Consider the following 14,883-nt stretch of genomic DNA (forward strand, 5'->3'; position numbering starts at 1 on the left):
GCGCTCGGCCTCGCCCGCCCGACCCGCTTGGGGTGTCTCTACGGGACGGTCCAGGTGTCGCCGGTGCCGAGGAGCTTCTCCAGATCGCCGTCGCCCAGCGTCTCGGTGACCCGGCGCTGCAGCGCTTCGTCGAGCTCGTGATGGACCGCGCGCTCCTCGGCGCGGAAGATCCCGATGGGCGTGGGGAAGGCCGGGCCCATTCCCGCGAGGAGGAAGGCGAGGGCGGGCTGCGCCTTCTCGTCCCAGACGAGGAGCTCGCTCTCCGGGACGCCGCCGTCGCCGACGGGGACGATCTCCGGCTCGAGGCCGTTCAGCCGGATCCCCTTCTTGCCGTCCTCGAAGACGAGGGGCTTGCCGTGCTCGAGGTGGAGCTGGCTCCGGGCCTTGCTCGCCTTTTCGGTGAGGGTAACGAACGCGCCGTCGTTGAAGACGTTGCAGTTCTGGAAGATCTCCACGAGCGCGGCGCCCCGGTGACTCGCCATCCGATGGAGCACGCCCTGCAGGTGCGCGGCCTCCACGTCGATCGATCGCGCCACGAAGGACGCGCCTGCACCGAGGGCGAGGCGGATCGGGTCGAAGGGGGCGTCGATCGATCCGTACGGCGTCGATTTCGCCTTCTTCCCCGCCTCGGAGGTGGGGGAGTACTGCCCCTTCGTGAGCCCGTAGATCCGGTTGTTGAAGAGGAGGATCTTCACGTCCACGTTGCGCCGCAGCACGTGGATCAGGTGGTTTCCGCCAATGGAGAGCGCATCGCCGTCGCCGGTGACCACCCAGACCTGCAGATCGGGCCTAGTGAGCTTGAGGCCCGTGGCGATCGCCGGCGCACGTCCGTGAATCGTGTGGAAACCGTAGGTGTTCATGTAATAGGGGAAGCGGCTGGAGCAGCCGATCCCCGAGATGAACACGACCTTCTCCCGAGCGATCCCGAGCTCGGGCAGGACCTTCTGCATCGACGCGAGGATCGCGTAGTCGCCGCAGCCCGGGCACCAGCGGATCTCCTGGTTGGTCTGGAAGTCCTTGCGGGTGAGCTGGCTCACGAGAGCGCCTCCTCGATGCGGGCGGCGAGGTCGCCCACCTGCAGCGGCTTGCCCTTCACTGCGTTGATCCCCACCGCGTCCACGAGGTAGCGCGCGCGGAGGATGATGGAGAGCTGGCCCAGGTTCAGCTCGGGGACCACGACCTTCTCGAAGCGCTGCAGGATCCCGCCGAGATCCATCGGCAGCGGATTGAGGTTCCGGAGGTGGACGTGCGAAACCGGCAGGCCTCGGGATCGGAGCTGCGCTGCCGCCGCCCGGATCGCACCGTAGGTTGAGCCCCATCCCACCACGAGCAATCGTCCGTCGGGAGGCCCTTCGACTTCGAGCGGCGCGTAGTCCTGGGCGACGCGCCGCACCTTCTCGGCCCGGACCCGCACCATCTTCTCGTGGTTCTCGGGGTCGTAGGAGACGGAGCCGGTGAGGAAGTCCTTCTCGAGCCCGCCGATGCGGTGCTCGAGACCGGGCGTGCCTGGCGCGACCCAGGACCGCGCGAGGGTCGTGTTGTCCCTCTCGTACGGGAGGAAGCCCTCCGCTTTCGTGCGCTTCGGCGCGTCGATCGGTTTCAGGTCCGCGATCTCGGGGATCTTCCAGGGCTCCTGGCCGTTGGCGAGCGAGCCGTCGGAGAGGAGGATCACCGGCGTCATGTAGCGGACGGCGATCCGCACGGCTTCGAGCGCGGCATTGAAGCATTCACTCGGAGTCGCCGGGGCGATCACTGGAAGGGGAGATTCGCCGTTCCGCCCGAAGAGGACCTGGAGCAGATCCGCCTGCTCGGTCTTCGTCGGCAGGCCGGTCGAGGGGCCACCCCGCTGCACGTCGATCACCAGGAGCGGGAGCTCGGCCATCACCGCGAGGTTGATCGCCTCCTGCTTCAGCGCGATCCCCGGCCCCGAGGAGGTCGTGATCCCGAGGTTCCCGCCGAAGGCCGCGCCGATGGCCGAGGATACCGCGGCGATCTCGTCCTCCGCCTGGAAGGTGGTGAAGCCGAAGTTCTTGTGGCGGGAGAGCTCGTGGAGGATGTCGGACGCGGGTGTGATCGGGTAGCTGCCCAGGAAGCCCTTCAGGCCCGAGAGCTTCGCCGCGGCGATGAGGCCCATCGCCAGCGCCTGGTTCCCCGAGACGTTGCGGTAGCGGCCCGGCGCGATCCGCGCGGGAGGCACCACGTACGTGCCCGCGAAGAGCTCGGCGGTCTCACCGAAGGCATGGCCGGCGAGGAGCACCTTCTCGTTCGCCGCGAGGATCTCGGGCTTCTTCGCGAACCGCTGCTGCAGGTGCCGGAGGATCGGCTCGGTCGGGCGCTGGTAGAGCCAGAGCATCAGACCCAGCGCGAACATGTTCTTCGAGCGGGCGATCTCCTTCGTCGAAAGCCCGCTCCCGTGCAGCGCTGCCTCGGTGAGCTTCGAGATGTCCACGCCGTGGACCACGAAGGCGTCGAGGCTGCCATCCTCGATCGGATTCGCAAGGTAGCCCGCCTTCGCGAGGTTCCCCGCGACGAAGGCGCCCGTGTTCACGATCAGCGTGCCGCCCGGGCGGAGGTCGGCCAGGTTCGAGCGCAGCGCCGCGGGGTTCATCGCGACCAGCACGTCCGGGCGATCGCCCGGCGTGTAGACGGGCTGCGAAGAAAACTGGATCTGGAAGCCCGAGACCCCCGCGAGGGTCCCGGCCGGCGCCCGGATCTCCGCGGGAAAGTCCGGGAAGGTCCGGAGGTCGTTCCCGGCAAAGGCGGAGGCGCGCGAGAACTCGCCGCCGGAGAGCTGCATCCCGTCTCCCGAGTCGCCGCAGAAGCGGATGGTGACGGTGTCCAGGACGCGGCTCGGCTTCGTCGATGAATCGGGCGGCGGAATCCCCATCGATGCTCCCTCGACGCCGGCTCTCGTGCGATGCCGGCTCCCGCAGGTGGAGTACCGCCCGAGGGCATCTCCGAGAACCGCCCTCGCGGGGGCTTGCGCGAAGGCATCGTGCGATCGGTGGCCCCGGGCTTGCTCCAGGCCTCGGCGCTCCCCATCCCACTGGTGGAGGTCCCGACCGATGTCCGACGACGACCGCAGGCGCTACGAGCGCCTCTACCCGCATCCCGCTCAGGGCCTCGACACGGAAGCGGCGAGGCGGCGGGTCGAGGCCCATCCGAGCGTGATGCCGCCCAACCCGGAGCCCGTCCGCTTCGGGCGCCTGCGGAACCGCGAGCGCTTCGGACTGCGGCTCGGCGCGGTGCTCGGCCTCGTCGCCGCAGGCTTCTTCGCGCCCTTCTTCGTCCGGATGCTGGGCAGGCGCCAGGCGCGCCCGTGGGAGCGCGATCAGGGGCAGCGGATCCTCTGGCGCCTGCGAAATGGACCCTTCGGCCGGCGCGTTCTTCTCGTGGCCCGAAGATGATTGACATGCCACGCCGGCTGGATAGGTTGGCGGGCAGGACTTCGAGCGTTTGCGGCCACAAAGGAGGGCCGCGAGCCTCCCCGGGCATATATGGGGGCGATCTGGTTTCGACGAGGGTAGCGAAGCCCGAGGCGCGTGCCGTGCTGGCCAACGGAGCACGTAAATTCACTGTAGGCAAAGAACAAAAGCCAACGACAACGTTGAGCTCGCTGTCGCCGCCTAACAAAGCGGTTGCATAGCGCGGAGGCCGGGAGCCCGCCGGAAGCGCCCGTCACCTCCGTCATCGAATCCGGCCGATCCTGCCAAGACGCCCCGGGCGCGGCAGGGCCGTATCATCCGGGGAGCTTCACCGGGGAGCCTGCCCTTGGGCGCCTCGGCGAAGGATAAAACAGGGGCTACGCACGTAGGGCCGAGGAGTAGAGCACTTTCGGACGCGGGTTCGATTCCCGCCGCCTCCACCATTTTTTCCGTTCGGCGAGGTTTCGCCGGAGTCCAAAGGCTCGCAGAAATGCGGGCTTTTTTCGTGTCTGGCGTCCGAATTGGTCCGGTCCAGTCGCCCTGCCGGTTCGGAAATCCGAATCCCCGCCCCAGGGCGGGATGGGACTACGATCCCGCTCACCTGGACGGAGCATACGTCCCGGGGGGAGAAAACATGGATCGTACGAAGCTGATTTGGGTCGCCGCCTGCACCATGCTCGCCGGTTGTGGAGGAGAGGCCAGGTTCGCGAAAATTGGGCCGGACGGAGGTGTGCTTGTCTCGGCGGATAGGGAGCTCCGTCTCGAGATTCCCGCGGGTGCCCTGGCGACGAAAACCACGATCGGCATCGAGCCGGTCGAGGAGCGGGCTCCCCACGGGCTCGGGAAGGCCTACCGGATCACCCCGGCCGACATCGCGCTCAGTGCCCCGGCTCGCCTCGTCTTCGACAAGCGCGAGGAGAACGAAATGGCAGTCGCCGTCGCGTCGCGTGGCGCCGACGGCTCCTGGCAGGCGCACCTCGGAGCGGCGTTCGATCGCTTCGAGGCCACGCTCACCGTGGAAACCACGGAGTTCTCCACCTGGTCGCTGATCCAGATGCTCAAGATCGAGCCGACCGACCTTCGCGTCCGCATTGGGGCCACGACGGATTTCCAGGTGAACATCTGCCTCGAGGACGACGCTTCGCTCTTCGCTGGCGCAAACCTCGCCAACGTGGCCGATACGTGCCGCCCCTGGACGCTGAGCGATCGCGTGCTCCGCTGGACGGTGGATGGCCTCCCCGGGGGCAGGGAGGATATCGGTACCGTCGCGGGCGACGGCAGCCGCGCCACGTACATGGCGCCGGCGGCCATCTCCGATTGGAATTCGGTTGTGTCGGTCACCGCCTGGATGGACATTCCGGGCCGCCCCGAGGGCGGCCTCGGAGCGGAGCTCACGCTGAGCCCTTATTGACCCGGAGGGGATTGCCGCGAGAGTGGGGGAGACGCCGATTCCTCCACTCTCGCGGCGAGGTTCCTAGAAAACAAAAGGCCCGCAGAAATGTGGGCCTTTTGTTTTCGGACCTCTCGACGCTCGCCGATGCCTGCTCGATGACGTCGTTGCGCGCAGCGGCCACGAATTCGGCACCTGCGGCTCGTTCACCAGGTACCCACGCTCGGGCAGACCTTCAGCCTCGCCTCGCCGGTTCGGAATTCCGAATTCCTGCCCCAAGTGGAAATGAGTTTAGGATCCCGCCCCACCTGGACAGTGCATTGACCACGTCCCGGGGGGAGAGAACATGGGTCGTACGAACCTGCTTTGGGTCGCCGCCTGCATCATGCTCGCGAGCTGTGCCGGGGAACCTTCGATCGCGAGGATCGGGCCGGCGGGCGGTGTGCTGGTCTCGGGGGACGGGCAGCTCCGTCTCGAGGTCCCCGCGGGTGTCCTGGCGAAGACGACCACGATCGCAATCGCAACGGTCGAGGAGCGCGCTCCCCACGGGCTCGGGAGGGCCTACCGGGTCGCCCCGGCCGACGTAGCGCTCAGTGGCCCGGTTCGCCTCGTCTTCGACAAGCGCGAGGAGAACGAAGTTGCAGTTGCCGTCGCGTCGCGTAACGCCGACGGCTCCTGGCTGGCGCACCTCGACGCAGTGTTCAGTAGCTTCGAAGCCACGCTCACAGTCGAAACCACGGAGTTCTCCACCTGGTCGCTGATCGAAATGGTCAAGCTCGAGCCGACCGACCTCCGCGCCCGCGTCGGGGCGGCGAAGGAGCTCCAGGTGACCATTTGCCTCGATGACTACGCGTCGCTCTTCTCCGGAGCGGTCCGCGCCAAGGTGGCCGACACGTGCCGGCCGTGGACGCTGAGTGATCGCGTGATCCGCTGGGAGGTCTACGGCCTCCCAGGGGGCAGGGAGGAGATCGGCACCGTCGCGGGCGACGGCAGCCGCGCCACGTACAGGGCGCCGACGGCCATCCCCGATCACAATCCGGTGTGGATCTCCGCCGTCCCGAACATTCCGGGCCGCCCCGAGGGCCGCATCGGCGTCCCGCTCACGCTGATCCCGAACGATTGCCCGGAGGGGATCTGCCTCATCGAGTGCGCGATGGAGAGCGAGACTTTTATCGCTGGTGTGCCTGAGCACGTGAGCCACCAGGAGCACCGCGTCGTACTCGAATACCACCACACGGATTGGAACGACCATTGGTTCACGGCGATCGACTCGGGAACGGAGCGCATCATGGACCCCGAGTGCACGGTCGAATTGCTCCCGGACGGCGCCGCCGAGGTGCAGCAGAGGACTACCTTCCGGCTTACACGTGACGGTGACACGCTCACCTACTGGGGCAGCGGCGGCGTCACCTACGACCGCGTGGAGCGTTGGGCCTGCGAGGACGGCTGGTCGAACGACCTACATGTCGAGCGCGCATCCATCGGGTGGTTCCTCGACGGCGTATGGGCAGCGCCCTACGATTCGTTCTCCGGACGGATGGAGGACGGCGCCTGGTACCGCAGCTGGGACTGCGTTGTCGTCCGCTGACGTGGTCTTCGCACCCGTAGGAGCGCAGCTTCTCTGACCAGGAAAAATGCCGCGATGAACCAGACCACTCGGCTTCAATGCGTTTGCGATCAGGTGCATCTCGAGGTGGAGGGAGCGCACATCGTCAGCGCCGAATGCCATTGCAACAGCTGCCGTGCGGCCGGCGCCAGGATGCAGGCTCTTCCCTCGGCCCCGCGGTTTATGGAGCCGAGCGGCGGAACGCGCTTCGTTCTCCATCGCAAGGATCGTGTTCGATTTCTCCAGGGGGCCGACCTCCTGAAGGAGTATCGCCTTTCACCAGGAGCCACGACCCGCCGAGTCGTGGCGACCTGCTGCTCAACGCCGGTCTTCCTCGAATTCACCAACGGCCATTGGCTCAGCCTCTATGGCTGCCTCTGGCCCGCTGGGGCCCTGCCCAGGCTCGAGTTACGCACGATGACGGGCGACCTTCCAGCCGGCACGGTGCTCCCCGACGATGTCCCGAACTGCAAGCGTCAATCGGGGTCGTTCTTCTTCAAGCTCCTTGGCGCGTGGATCGCCATGGGGTTCAAGAGGCCGAAGATCGCCGTAGGAAACGGTGAGTTACAGGTCTGAAATCGACGGCAAGGTCTGCAGCTACTTCGCAATCGCGTAGATGACCAGTCCGGTGACCACCGTGCCGACGATGCCGCCGATCACGGCGGAGGTGGTGCGCTTGGAGCGGACCTCCGTGGCGTAGGTGAGCGCGAACTGGGCCTGATCGGAGTCGGTCCAGCTTGGGGGCACGATCGGGAGCTCGACGTTGGAGCTGTTGGCCACGAGGCCTCCCGTGAGCCAGCCGACGGGGCCGAGGATGCCCAGTGCGAGCCCGCCGAAGAAGTAGCGTGTCGCGCCGGAGTCGGCCGAGGCCATTCCCTGGGCAGCGAAGACGTGGTTGGAGTAGCTGGCCGGAACGACGAAAGAGTCCTGCGCTGAGCGAGGGATCTCGAGGCGAAGAGTTGGAGGAGCCTCCTTCGAGCCGTGGTCGGTCTGGGTCATCCGAACGTATTCGGCCTCGGTGATCCGAACGTAGTCGCCGAACTTCAAGCACCAGATCCCGACCGCGCCGCGGGAGTCGAGATCCTTGATGCACTCCTTCCCGCTGATCTCGAGCACCTGCGGATAGTCCGCCGCCATGGCGGCGGTGGGCAGGAGCAAAGCAGTCCCTACGACGGCGGCGATCGCCTTCGTCCAAATCGTCACGTGAACCCCTCCAATCGCCGGAGCCTGGACGGCTCTGGACGCGATCCGCCGGCCGATGTCGGACCCCCGTGGCATAACGGGAGGACGCAGGGCCGTGTTGGATACGGACCGTGGATAACCCGTTCGGGCTAGCCGGGGCAGGGACGATGATTCACCTCACCTATTCAAACCGGACGGAGGCGCTCCTTGACGCGCTGGCGGCCGATCTTGCCGTGGAGGGGGCGGCGGGGCGGAGCCCGTTCGAGCCCACCCGGCTGATCGTGCCGAATCGCAACGTCGAGGTCTGGCTGAAGCACGGCCTGGCCCGCCGCATGGGGATCGCCGCGAACCTTGACGTCCAGCTCCTTCGGCGCTTCGTCGGCGGCCTCCTGCCGGAGGGGATGCGCCTGGTGGACGGGCCGCTCCTCTTCGACCTGGTCCTCTCGCTCCTCCTGGACGACGACTACCTGGCGCACTCGGCCCTGGCGCGGCCGCGCTCGTACCTGCTGGCTGCAGGGGATGGGGCGGACGCCGTGGACCTCCGGCGCTTCCAGCTCGCCAGCCAGCTCGCGCGCCTCTTCGACGAATACGGCCACGCGCGGCCGGAGATGCTCGCGGCCTGGTCCCGGGAGCCCTTGCTCGCAGGGACGCCCTTCGCCGAGACCGAGGAATGGCAGCGGCGGATCTGGCTGGACCTCTTCGCCCCCGACGGGCTCGCCGAGAGGTGGGGCAGGGAGCAGGGGATCCGGTACGTCCAACTCCAGGACCTCGCAACCGCGGAGGGCCTGAGCAGTCCGGAGAAGGCGCCGGTCCATGTCTTCGGCGTCTCGTACGTGGCCTCGGTCTTCCATCGGATCCTGGCGCGCCTGGCGTCGGGGAGCGACCTTCGCGTCTACTCGCTGAACCCCTGCATGGAGTTCTGGGAGGACGTGGAGGCGGCCCCCGAGATCCGCCGGAGGCTGGCGCGGCACGGGCGGCTGGGAGGGGAGGGGACCCTCTTCCGGGAGCCGGATCCCTTCGGGCTCGAGGCAGGCGGCGACACGCCGGCGCTCTCGCTGTGGGGGAGGCCGGGGCGCGAGAACATCCGCTTGTTGAACGAGCTCGCCGAATGCGATTACCGCGCGGTCTTCGAGGATCCCGACGGGGCTCGAAGCCTGCTGCGCCAGCTCCAGCACGACATCCTGGTGCGGGAGCCGGAGCGGACGGAGCCCGATCCCGCCTTCGACTTCAGCGCGGACAAGAGCGTGCGGATCCTGGCCTGCCCCGGCATCAAGCGGGAAGCGGAGGCCATCGCCGAGGCGATCTGGTCCCTCGTGGCGGAGGACGACGGAAGGGGATCCGGCGGGGAGCCGCTCCGCTTCAACGACATCGCTGTCCTCGTGGCGGGGAGCGATCCGAGCGCGTACTTCACCCACCTCTGCGCGGCGTTCGAAGAGACCTGGAAGATCCCCTACAGCCTCTCGGATTCGGCCTTCGCCGCGGAGAGCCGGATCGCCGAGGCGGCGGAGCTCCTCCTGGCGCTGCCGGCGGGGCGGTTCACGCGGGCGGAGGTGCTCGCCTTCGTCACCCACCCTGCGGTGATGTCGCGCTTCCCTGGTGTCGATGCGTCGGCGTGGGGGCGATGGTGCGATCGGCTGGGTATCGTCCGCGGCGCGGATCGCTTCGACCTGCGCGAGAGCTATGTCGAGCAGGATCTGCTCTCGTGGGATCAGGGGCTGCGGCGGCTCGCGCTCGGCGCCTTCCTCGCCGACGCGGACCAGCCGTTCGAGGCCGTCGATGAGGACGTCGTCCGGCGCTATCTCCCGGCCGAGGCGGGCGGCGAGGGGGAAGAGGGCTTCGGGCTCTTCGCCCGATCGCTGATCGCCGACCTTCGGGCCGCGAAGGACGCCAGGCTCACGATGTCGGAGTGGGCCGGGTTCCTCGGCGATCTCGTGCAAGCGTATTTGACGCCGAGTGGAGAAGCCGAGGCGCGCGAGCTCGAGCGATGCCTTCGCACGATCCGCGGCATCGCGGACACCCGGCTCGACGACCGACCCGCCTCGTTCCGGATCGCATCCGAGCTCGCCCGGCAGGCGCTCGGGGGCCTTGGGGGATCGCGGGGGCAGTACCTCGCCGGCGGTGTGGTCGTCTCCACGCTCCAGCCGATGCGGGCGATCCCCTTCCGCGCCGTCTTCATCGCCGGTCTGGGGGAGGGGCGGTTCCCTGCGGCCGATCGGCGGAACCACCTCGATCTGCGCCTCGCGCGGCCCCGGGCAGGGGACGTCTCCCCGCGGGAGGGCGATCAGTACATGTTCCTCGAAGCGATCCTCTGTGCGCGCGAGCGGCTCCAGCTCTCGTTCGTCGCGCGGGATCAGCTCACGGGTGATCCGCTCCAGCCCTCGATCGTGGTCGCCGAGCTCGAACGGATGCTCGCCAGGGGCTACGGCGCGACGAAGCTGCGAGAGGAACTGCCGCTTCGGCGCTTCGAGGCGCCCGAGGCGTTCGCGTCGCCGCAGGCCAGGCGGGAGGCGCAGGCTCTCGCGCTCCGGGAGGAGCTGCGGCGCCACCTGGCGTCCGGGCACGGGGACGGGGATCGGGCTGCGAGTGCGCCGGAGTTTTCAGAGCGGGGGCAGAGAGCGACGAGCGCCGAGTCCCGGGTTCCGGAGTTGGATGGCCTTCTCGATGCGGTGAAGCCGGAGCTGCGTCTCCGTCTCGCCGAGGCCCACGGGCTCCACGCCCATCGCCTGGATCGTGTCACGCCATTGCACGACCCTTCGGAGGCGCTGCGGCTCACGCTGCGCGATCTGCGGCGATTTCTCGAGTGCCCCCTGCAGGGCAGCGCGGCGCTCCTGCTCGGCCTCCGCGACGACGAGGAAGACGGCCTCCTCACGCTCGAGGACGAGGCGCTGGAGAGCAGCGCCCTCGACCGATCGGTGTTCCTCGCGGATCGATTCGTCGCCGGTGTAGCCGGCGCGGGGAGCGGATCGCCCGACTTCGAGGCCAGCTTCGACGAGCGCGCTGAGTTGGAGAGGCTCGCCGGCCGGTTTCCCCTGGGACTGTTCGGCGAGGCGGAGCGGGCTCGCCAGCTCGGCACCCTCGCCGAATGGGGAGGGACGTACCAGGAGATTGCTGCGGCCAGAGGTCCGGGCGTCGAGATCCTTCGCTTTGGGCCGGCCATCGAAGAGGATCGGGGCGCCACGCCCTGTGATCCGGTGCGGATCGAGAGCGTCGGCGGTTGCGTCGCGCACGTGGAGGTCCGCGGACGGACCGGGGTGTTGGTGGCGGGCCGCAAGGGCTCGCTGATCCTCAAGACGCCCAAGGTGTCGGACGCGGTCTCGAGGCAGAAGGACGCGCTGCGGGCCTTCGTCGATCGGGTGATCCTCGCGGCGGCGGGTCTGGCAGACGAAAAGGCGACCCACTCCGCCTGGTTCTGCCGGACGGCGGACGGTAAGGAGCTCGAGCCGATCGTCTTCGCGCCGATCTCGAGAGGCGAGGCGCTCGAGTGGCTGGGGACGATGGCAGAGGACCTCGTCTCGCGGGCCCACGACTACTTCCTGCCGTGCGAGGCGGTGTTCCGCTCTCGCGCGAAGCCAGGGATGCCGCTTGCGGAGCACGTGGCGAAGGTCGCCGACGATCGGCGAAAGCGGCCCTTCGATCATGGGCCGGTGCGCGGCGCCGAGGGATTTCCGCCGCCGCCGGAGGACGAGGCGCTCTGGATGATCGAGAGGCGCTTCGGCCTCTTCTTCGCCAAGGTCGGGGTGGTCGAATGAGCGCCTTGCGCTACGAGAAGCCGGCGATCCTCGGGCGCCTGCCCAAGGATCGGCACGCGGTGATCGAGGCGTCGGCCGGGACCGGCAAGACGTACACGATCGAGCACCTGGTGGTGGAGCTCGTCGTCGAAGCGGGCGTTCCGATCGCCGAGATCCTGGTGGTGACCTTCACCGAGAAGGCGACCAGCGAGCTGCGCGCCCGGGTTCGGAAGCTCCTCGTCGATCTGCTCGCCCTCACGCCTGACAAATCGGCGGCGGCGACCGTTCCAGATGAGCGCTGCTGGATCCTCGACGACGAGAAGAGGGCGAAGCTCGAGCGCGCCCTGCGCGACTTCGACTCGGCGACGATCTCGACGATCCACTCCTTCTGCCAGCGGATCCTCACCGAGCACGCCTTCGCCAACCAGAGGCTCTTCTCCGAGCAGCGGGTCGATGGCCGGGAGGCCTTCTCCGCGGCATTCCAGGAGGCGCTCCGAACGGACCTCGCGGTCGACCCGGAGCATGCGGCGCTCCTGGCCGTTTGGCTCGAGTCGAAGACCGTGCCCGACCTGGAGAAGCTCCTCCACGCCTGCGCGGGCAAGCGCGGACGCCTCCTCCCGATCTGGGACGAGCCTGCGCTCGACCGGGCGATCTCGGCCTTCCCTGTTGCGTCGGATTTCGAGCTGCTCCTCAAGGACGAGATGAAGGCCGCGAAGGGGCGCTCGGCAACGGCGCCCATGAACCGCTATGCCTTCCTCCGCGACGAGCTCCGAAGCTACCCGAGCAACGGAGCCTTCCTCGAGAAAGTGGCGGCGCTCCAATCGCTCCGAAAGCCCGGCCGAGAAAAATGGCTCGGTGAGCTGCGGGCCGTCCTCGACGAGATCCCTCCCGGCGGGCCTGCGATCGACGCGTTGAGGGAACCGGTCGCGGCGCTGGATGACGGCATCGTCTCGCTGGAGGCGCTGGTCGTGCAGCGCTTCCTGCCGTGCGTGCAGGCGCGCCTTGCGGGGCGCAAGCAGGTCCAGGGGCTCTTCGACTTCGACGACATGCTCTCGCTCGTGCGCGACTCGCTCCAGGGCGCGCACGGAGAAGCGCTGGTCGGGCTGCTGCGGGAGCGGTACCGCTACGCCCTCATCGACGAGTTCCAGGACACCGACGAGCTCCAGTGGGAGATCTTCCGGCGGATCTTCTTCGAGAGCGGCGGGAAGAACTTTCTCTTCCTCATCGGCGATCCGAAGCAGGCGATCTACCGCTTCCGCGGTGCGGACGTGGAGACCTACCTCGCCGCCAAGGGTGAGCTCGTCGCGGCCGGTGGCGCGCGGGAGGCCCTCACCGAGAACTTCCGCTCCACGGCTCGCCTCATCGAGGCCTACAACCGGATCCTCGATCAGCAGGGGGACCCGCCCTTCTTCACCCGCGCGGGCATCGGATACGAGGAGCCGGTGCGCTGCGGAAACCAGGCGCTCGAGCTGTTGGGGCCCGACGGAGAGCCCGCGGCGCCGATCCATGTCTTCGAGCTCCCGATTCGCAAGGGGGAAATGTCGAAGGACGTGTTGCTACCGGTGCTCGGTGCCCGGCTCGCCCGGGAGATCCGCGCGATCACCGATCCCGTCGCTCCGAGCCTGCGCTTCTCGAAGGGGAGCGGAGAACCGGAGCGGATCGCACCTCGGGACATCTACGTCCTCTGCAGCACGAAGGACGACGGAGAGCGCGTCGGGGAGGAGCTCCGAAAGGCGGGGGTCCCGCACGCCCATTACAAGCAGGAAGGGCTGCTCGATACCGACGCAGCGCGAGCGCTCCACGACGTTCTCGCGGCGGTGGCGGAGCCGGACGACCACGCGAAGCGGATGCGCGCGTGGCTCTCCCCGTTCTTCGGGCTCCGGCTCCGGGATCTCCCGTCGGTCCGGGACCTGCCTCCCTCGGATCCGCTGGTTCAGAGGCTCCTCGATTGGAAGGGCGAGGCGGATGGGCGCCGCTTCGAGCGTCTCTTCTCGCGCCTCCTCGACGAGAGCGGGATCGTTCGCCGCCTCGTCCTCTCGGACTCGGGCGATCGCGATCTCACCAACTTCCTGCACCTCTGCGAGCTCCTCCTCGAGGCGTTGGGGAGCACGTGCCGGACGCTTCCCGAGCTCGTGGCGCTCCTGGGCAGGTGGATCGACGGCACGGCCAAGCCCGAGCAGGAGGATGGCAACCAGCAGCGGCTCGAGAGCGATCGCGACGCGGTCCAGATCATGACGATGCACGCGTCGAAGGGGCTCGAGGCGAAGGTGGTCTTCCTGGTCGGCGGCGTTGGCCCCAGGCCGGCGTCGAGCACCGCCGCCTTTCACGACCGGGACGGAGCGCGGGTGACCTGGGTCGGCAAGCCGCCCAAGGTGGTTCAGACCCTCGTGGATCGGGAGGCCGAGTGGGAGGACCAGCGGCTCCTCTACGTCGCCCTCACGCGGGCCAAGGCGCGCCTCTATCTCCCTGCGTACCCGAGCGACGAGGATGGAGCCGCTCTCAAGGGTGCGTACCGCGTGCTCAACCCCCGCCTCCTCGCGATGCGAGGCGAGAGCGATCCGCTGTTCACCGTGGAGACCTTGGTCGGCCACGACGACACCGAAGATGGCTCCGTGTCGGCGAGTGTTTCCCTGCGTGATTGGGAGCCTGCATATGGCCTTCTGGAGGAGGTGGACCGCACCGACGAGCTGAATGCGCTCCGGGCGGCACACCAGGGATATCGGATCACCTCGTACACCCAGCTCCGCGAGGGCGCGCCGAAGGGCGGCCACGAGCCGGAGCGCGACGAGTTCGCGGGCGAGAGCGAGAGGGCGGCGCATCCCGCCGACGACGAGCTCCCGGGCGGGGCCGGCTCCGGAATCTTCCTCCACGAGCTCCTCGAGAAGGTCTCGCCACGGAGTGTGGTCGAGGCGGGCTCGCCGGAGGAGTTCCTCGCCAGGACCGAGGTGGGCGAGTTCTTCCAACGGGAGGCGGCGAGGGCCGGCGTGGACCGCCGGCACCTTCGACACGCCGGCGCGCTGGTGCATGGGGCGCTGGCCGGGAGAATCCGGCTGCGCGATGGTCGGATCCTCGAGGGCATCGCTCACGCTCCTCGGCTCCTGCGCGAGGCGGAGTTCCTCTACCCGATCCCGGAGCGCTCGCATCCGAGGCTTACCCAAGCGCTCACGGGACAGCACCTCGAGATCCGCCGGGGCTTCGTGAAGGGATTCGTGGACGTGCTCTTCGAGCACGACGGACTCGCCTACTTCGGCGATTGGAAGAGCGACGTGCTCCCGTCGTGGTCCCGCGCTGCGATCGACGAGCGCGTGGAGAAGAGTTACCGCCTGCAGGCCCAGCTCTACTCGCTCGCGCTGGTGAAGATGATCGGCGTTCGGGACGAAGCCTCGTACGAGGCTCGGGTGGGCGGCTTCCTCTACCTCTTCCTTCGCGGGATGAAGCCGGACGGCGACGGGACGGAGGGCGTTCACTTCGAGCGTCCATCCTGGTCACATATCCTCGAGTGGGAGCGCGCGCTGCTGGAGCGAGAGGATCTCGAGGTGGCGACGTGAGCGG

General features: G+C 68.4%; 9 protein-coding genes and 1 other RNA gene. 7 read left to right on the forward strand and 3 right to left on the reverse strand.

Going from position 1 to position 14,883, the window contains the following annotated elements; translation table 11 throughout:
• Positions 1-38 precede the first annotated feature (38 nt).
• Together AKJ08_RS00380 and AKJ08_RS00385 are read right to left on the reverse strand one after the other, a co-directional pair.
• The gene (locus AKJ08_RS00380; RefSeq protein WP_050724252.1) at positions 39-1,037 is read right to left on the reverse strand and encodes a 2-oxoacid:ferredoxin oxidoreductase subunit beta; all 999 of its coding nucleotides are present in this window, start codon (positions 1,035-1,037) and stop codon (positions 39-41) included.
• Positions 1,034-2,887 (reverse strand): 2-oxoacid:acceptor oxidoreductase subunit alpha, encoded by a 1,854-nt coding sequence (locus AKJ08_RS00385; RefSeq protein WP_050724253.1) that lies wholly within the window; start codon positions 2,885-2,887, stop codon positions 1,034-1,036. Before AKJ08_RS00385 ends, AKJ08_RS00380 begins: the two co-directional genes overlap by 4 nt.
• A gap of 178 nt (positions 2,888-3,065) precedes the next feature.
• Between AKJ08_RS00385 and AKJ08_RS00390 the strand changes: the two genes are divergently transcribed.
• The 5 genes from AKJ08_RS00390 to AKJ08_RS21040 all read left to right on the forward strand — a co-directional run bounded on the left by AKJ08_RS00390 (position 3,066) and on the right by AKJ08_RS21040 (position 6,997).
• On the forward strand, positions 3,066-3,407 hold the full coding sequence (locus AKJ08_RS00390) for a hypothetical protein (protein WP_050724254.1): 342 nt from the start codon (positions 3,066-3,068) through the stop codon (positions 3,405-3,407).
• A gap of 92 nt (positions 3,408-3,499) precedes the next feature.
• Positions 3,500-3,868: a transfer-messenger RNA gene (gene ssrA / locus AKJ08_RS18225) on the forward strand.
• Between the two features lie 191 nt (positions 3,869-4,059).
• On the forward strand, positions 4,060-4,836 hold the full coding sequence (locus AKJ08_RS00395) for a hypothetical protein (protein WP_157370369.1): 777 nt from the start codon (positions 4,060-4,062) through the stop codon (positions 4,834-4,836).
• Between the two features lie 325 nt (positions 4,837-5,161).
• Positions 5,162-6,403: a hypothetical protein gene (locus AKJ08_RS00400; protein WP_157370370.1), complete on the forward strand. Its 1,242-nt coding sequence runs from the start codon at positions 5,162-5,164 to the stop codon at positions 6,401-6,403.
• Positions 6,404-6,457: 54 nt separating this feature from the next.
• Positions 6,458-6,997, forward strand: a complete 540-nt coding sequence (locus AKJ08_RS21040) for a GFA family protein (RefSeq protein ID WP_050724257.1) — start codon at positions 6,458-6,460, stop codon at positions 6,995-6,997.
• A gap of 21 nt (positions 6,998-7,018) precedes the next feature.
• Here the strand turns inward: AKJ08_RS21040 and AKJ08_RS00410 are convergent, their stop codons facing one another.
• A complete protein-coding gene (locus tag AKJ08_RS00410; protein WP_050724258.1) occupies positions 7,019-7,624 on the reverse strand; it encodes a hypothetical protein in 606 nt (201 codons plus the stop codon).
• A 110-nt stretch (positions 7,625-7,734) separates the two neighbouring features.
• On the opposite strand from AKJ08_RS00410, the gene AKJ08_RS00415 reads away from it, so the two are divergent.
• Both AKJ08_RS00415 and AKJ08_RS00420 read left to right on the forward strand, forming a co-directional pair.
• Complete coding sequence (locus tag AKJ08_RS00415) at positions 7,735-11,352, forward strand: exodeoxyribonuclease V subunit gamma (RefSeq protein ID WP_157370371.1); 3,618 nt, start codon at positions 7,735-7,737, stop codon at positions 11,350-11,352.
• Positions 11,349-14,879: a UvrD-helicase domain-containing protein gene (locus tag AKJ08_RS00420; RefSeq protein WP_082342481.1), complete on the forward strand. Its 3,531-nt coding sequence runs from the start codon at positions 11,349-11,351 to the stop codon at positions 14,877-14,879. The genes AKJ08_RS00415 and AKJ08_RS00420 overlap by 4 nt, the downstream gene beginning before the upstream one ends.
• The last annotated feature ends 4 nt before the right edge of the window (positions 14,880-14,883 follow it).

The organism is Vulgatibacter incomptus, from assembly GCF_001263175.1.
Classification (GTDB): Bacteria; Myxococcota; Myxococcia; order Myxococcales; family Vulgatibacteraceae; genus Vulgatibacter; species Vulgatibacter incomptus.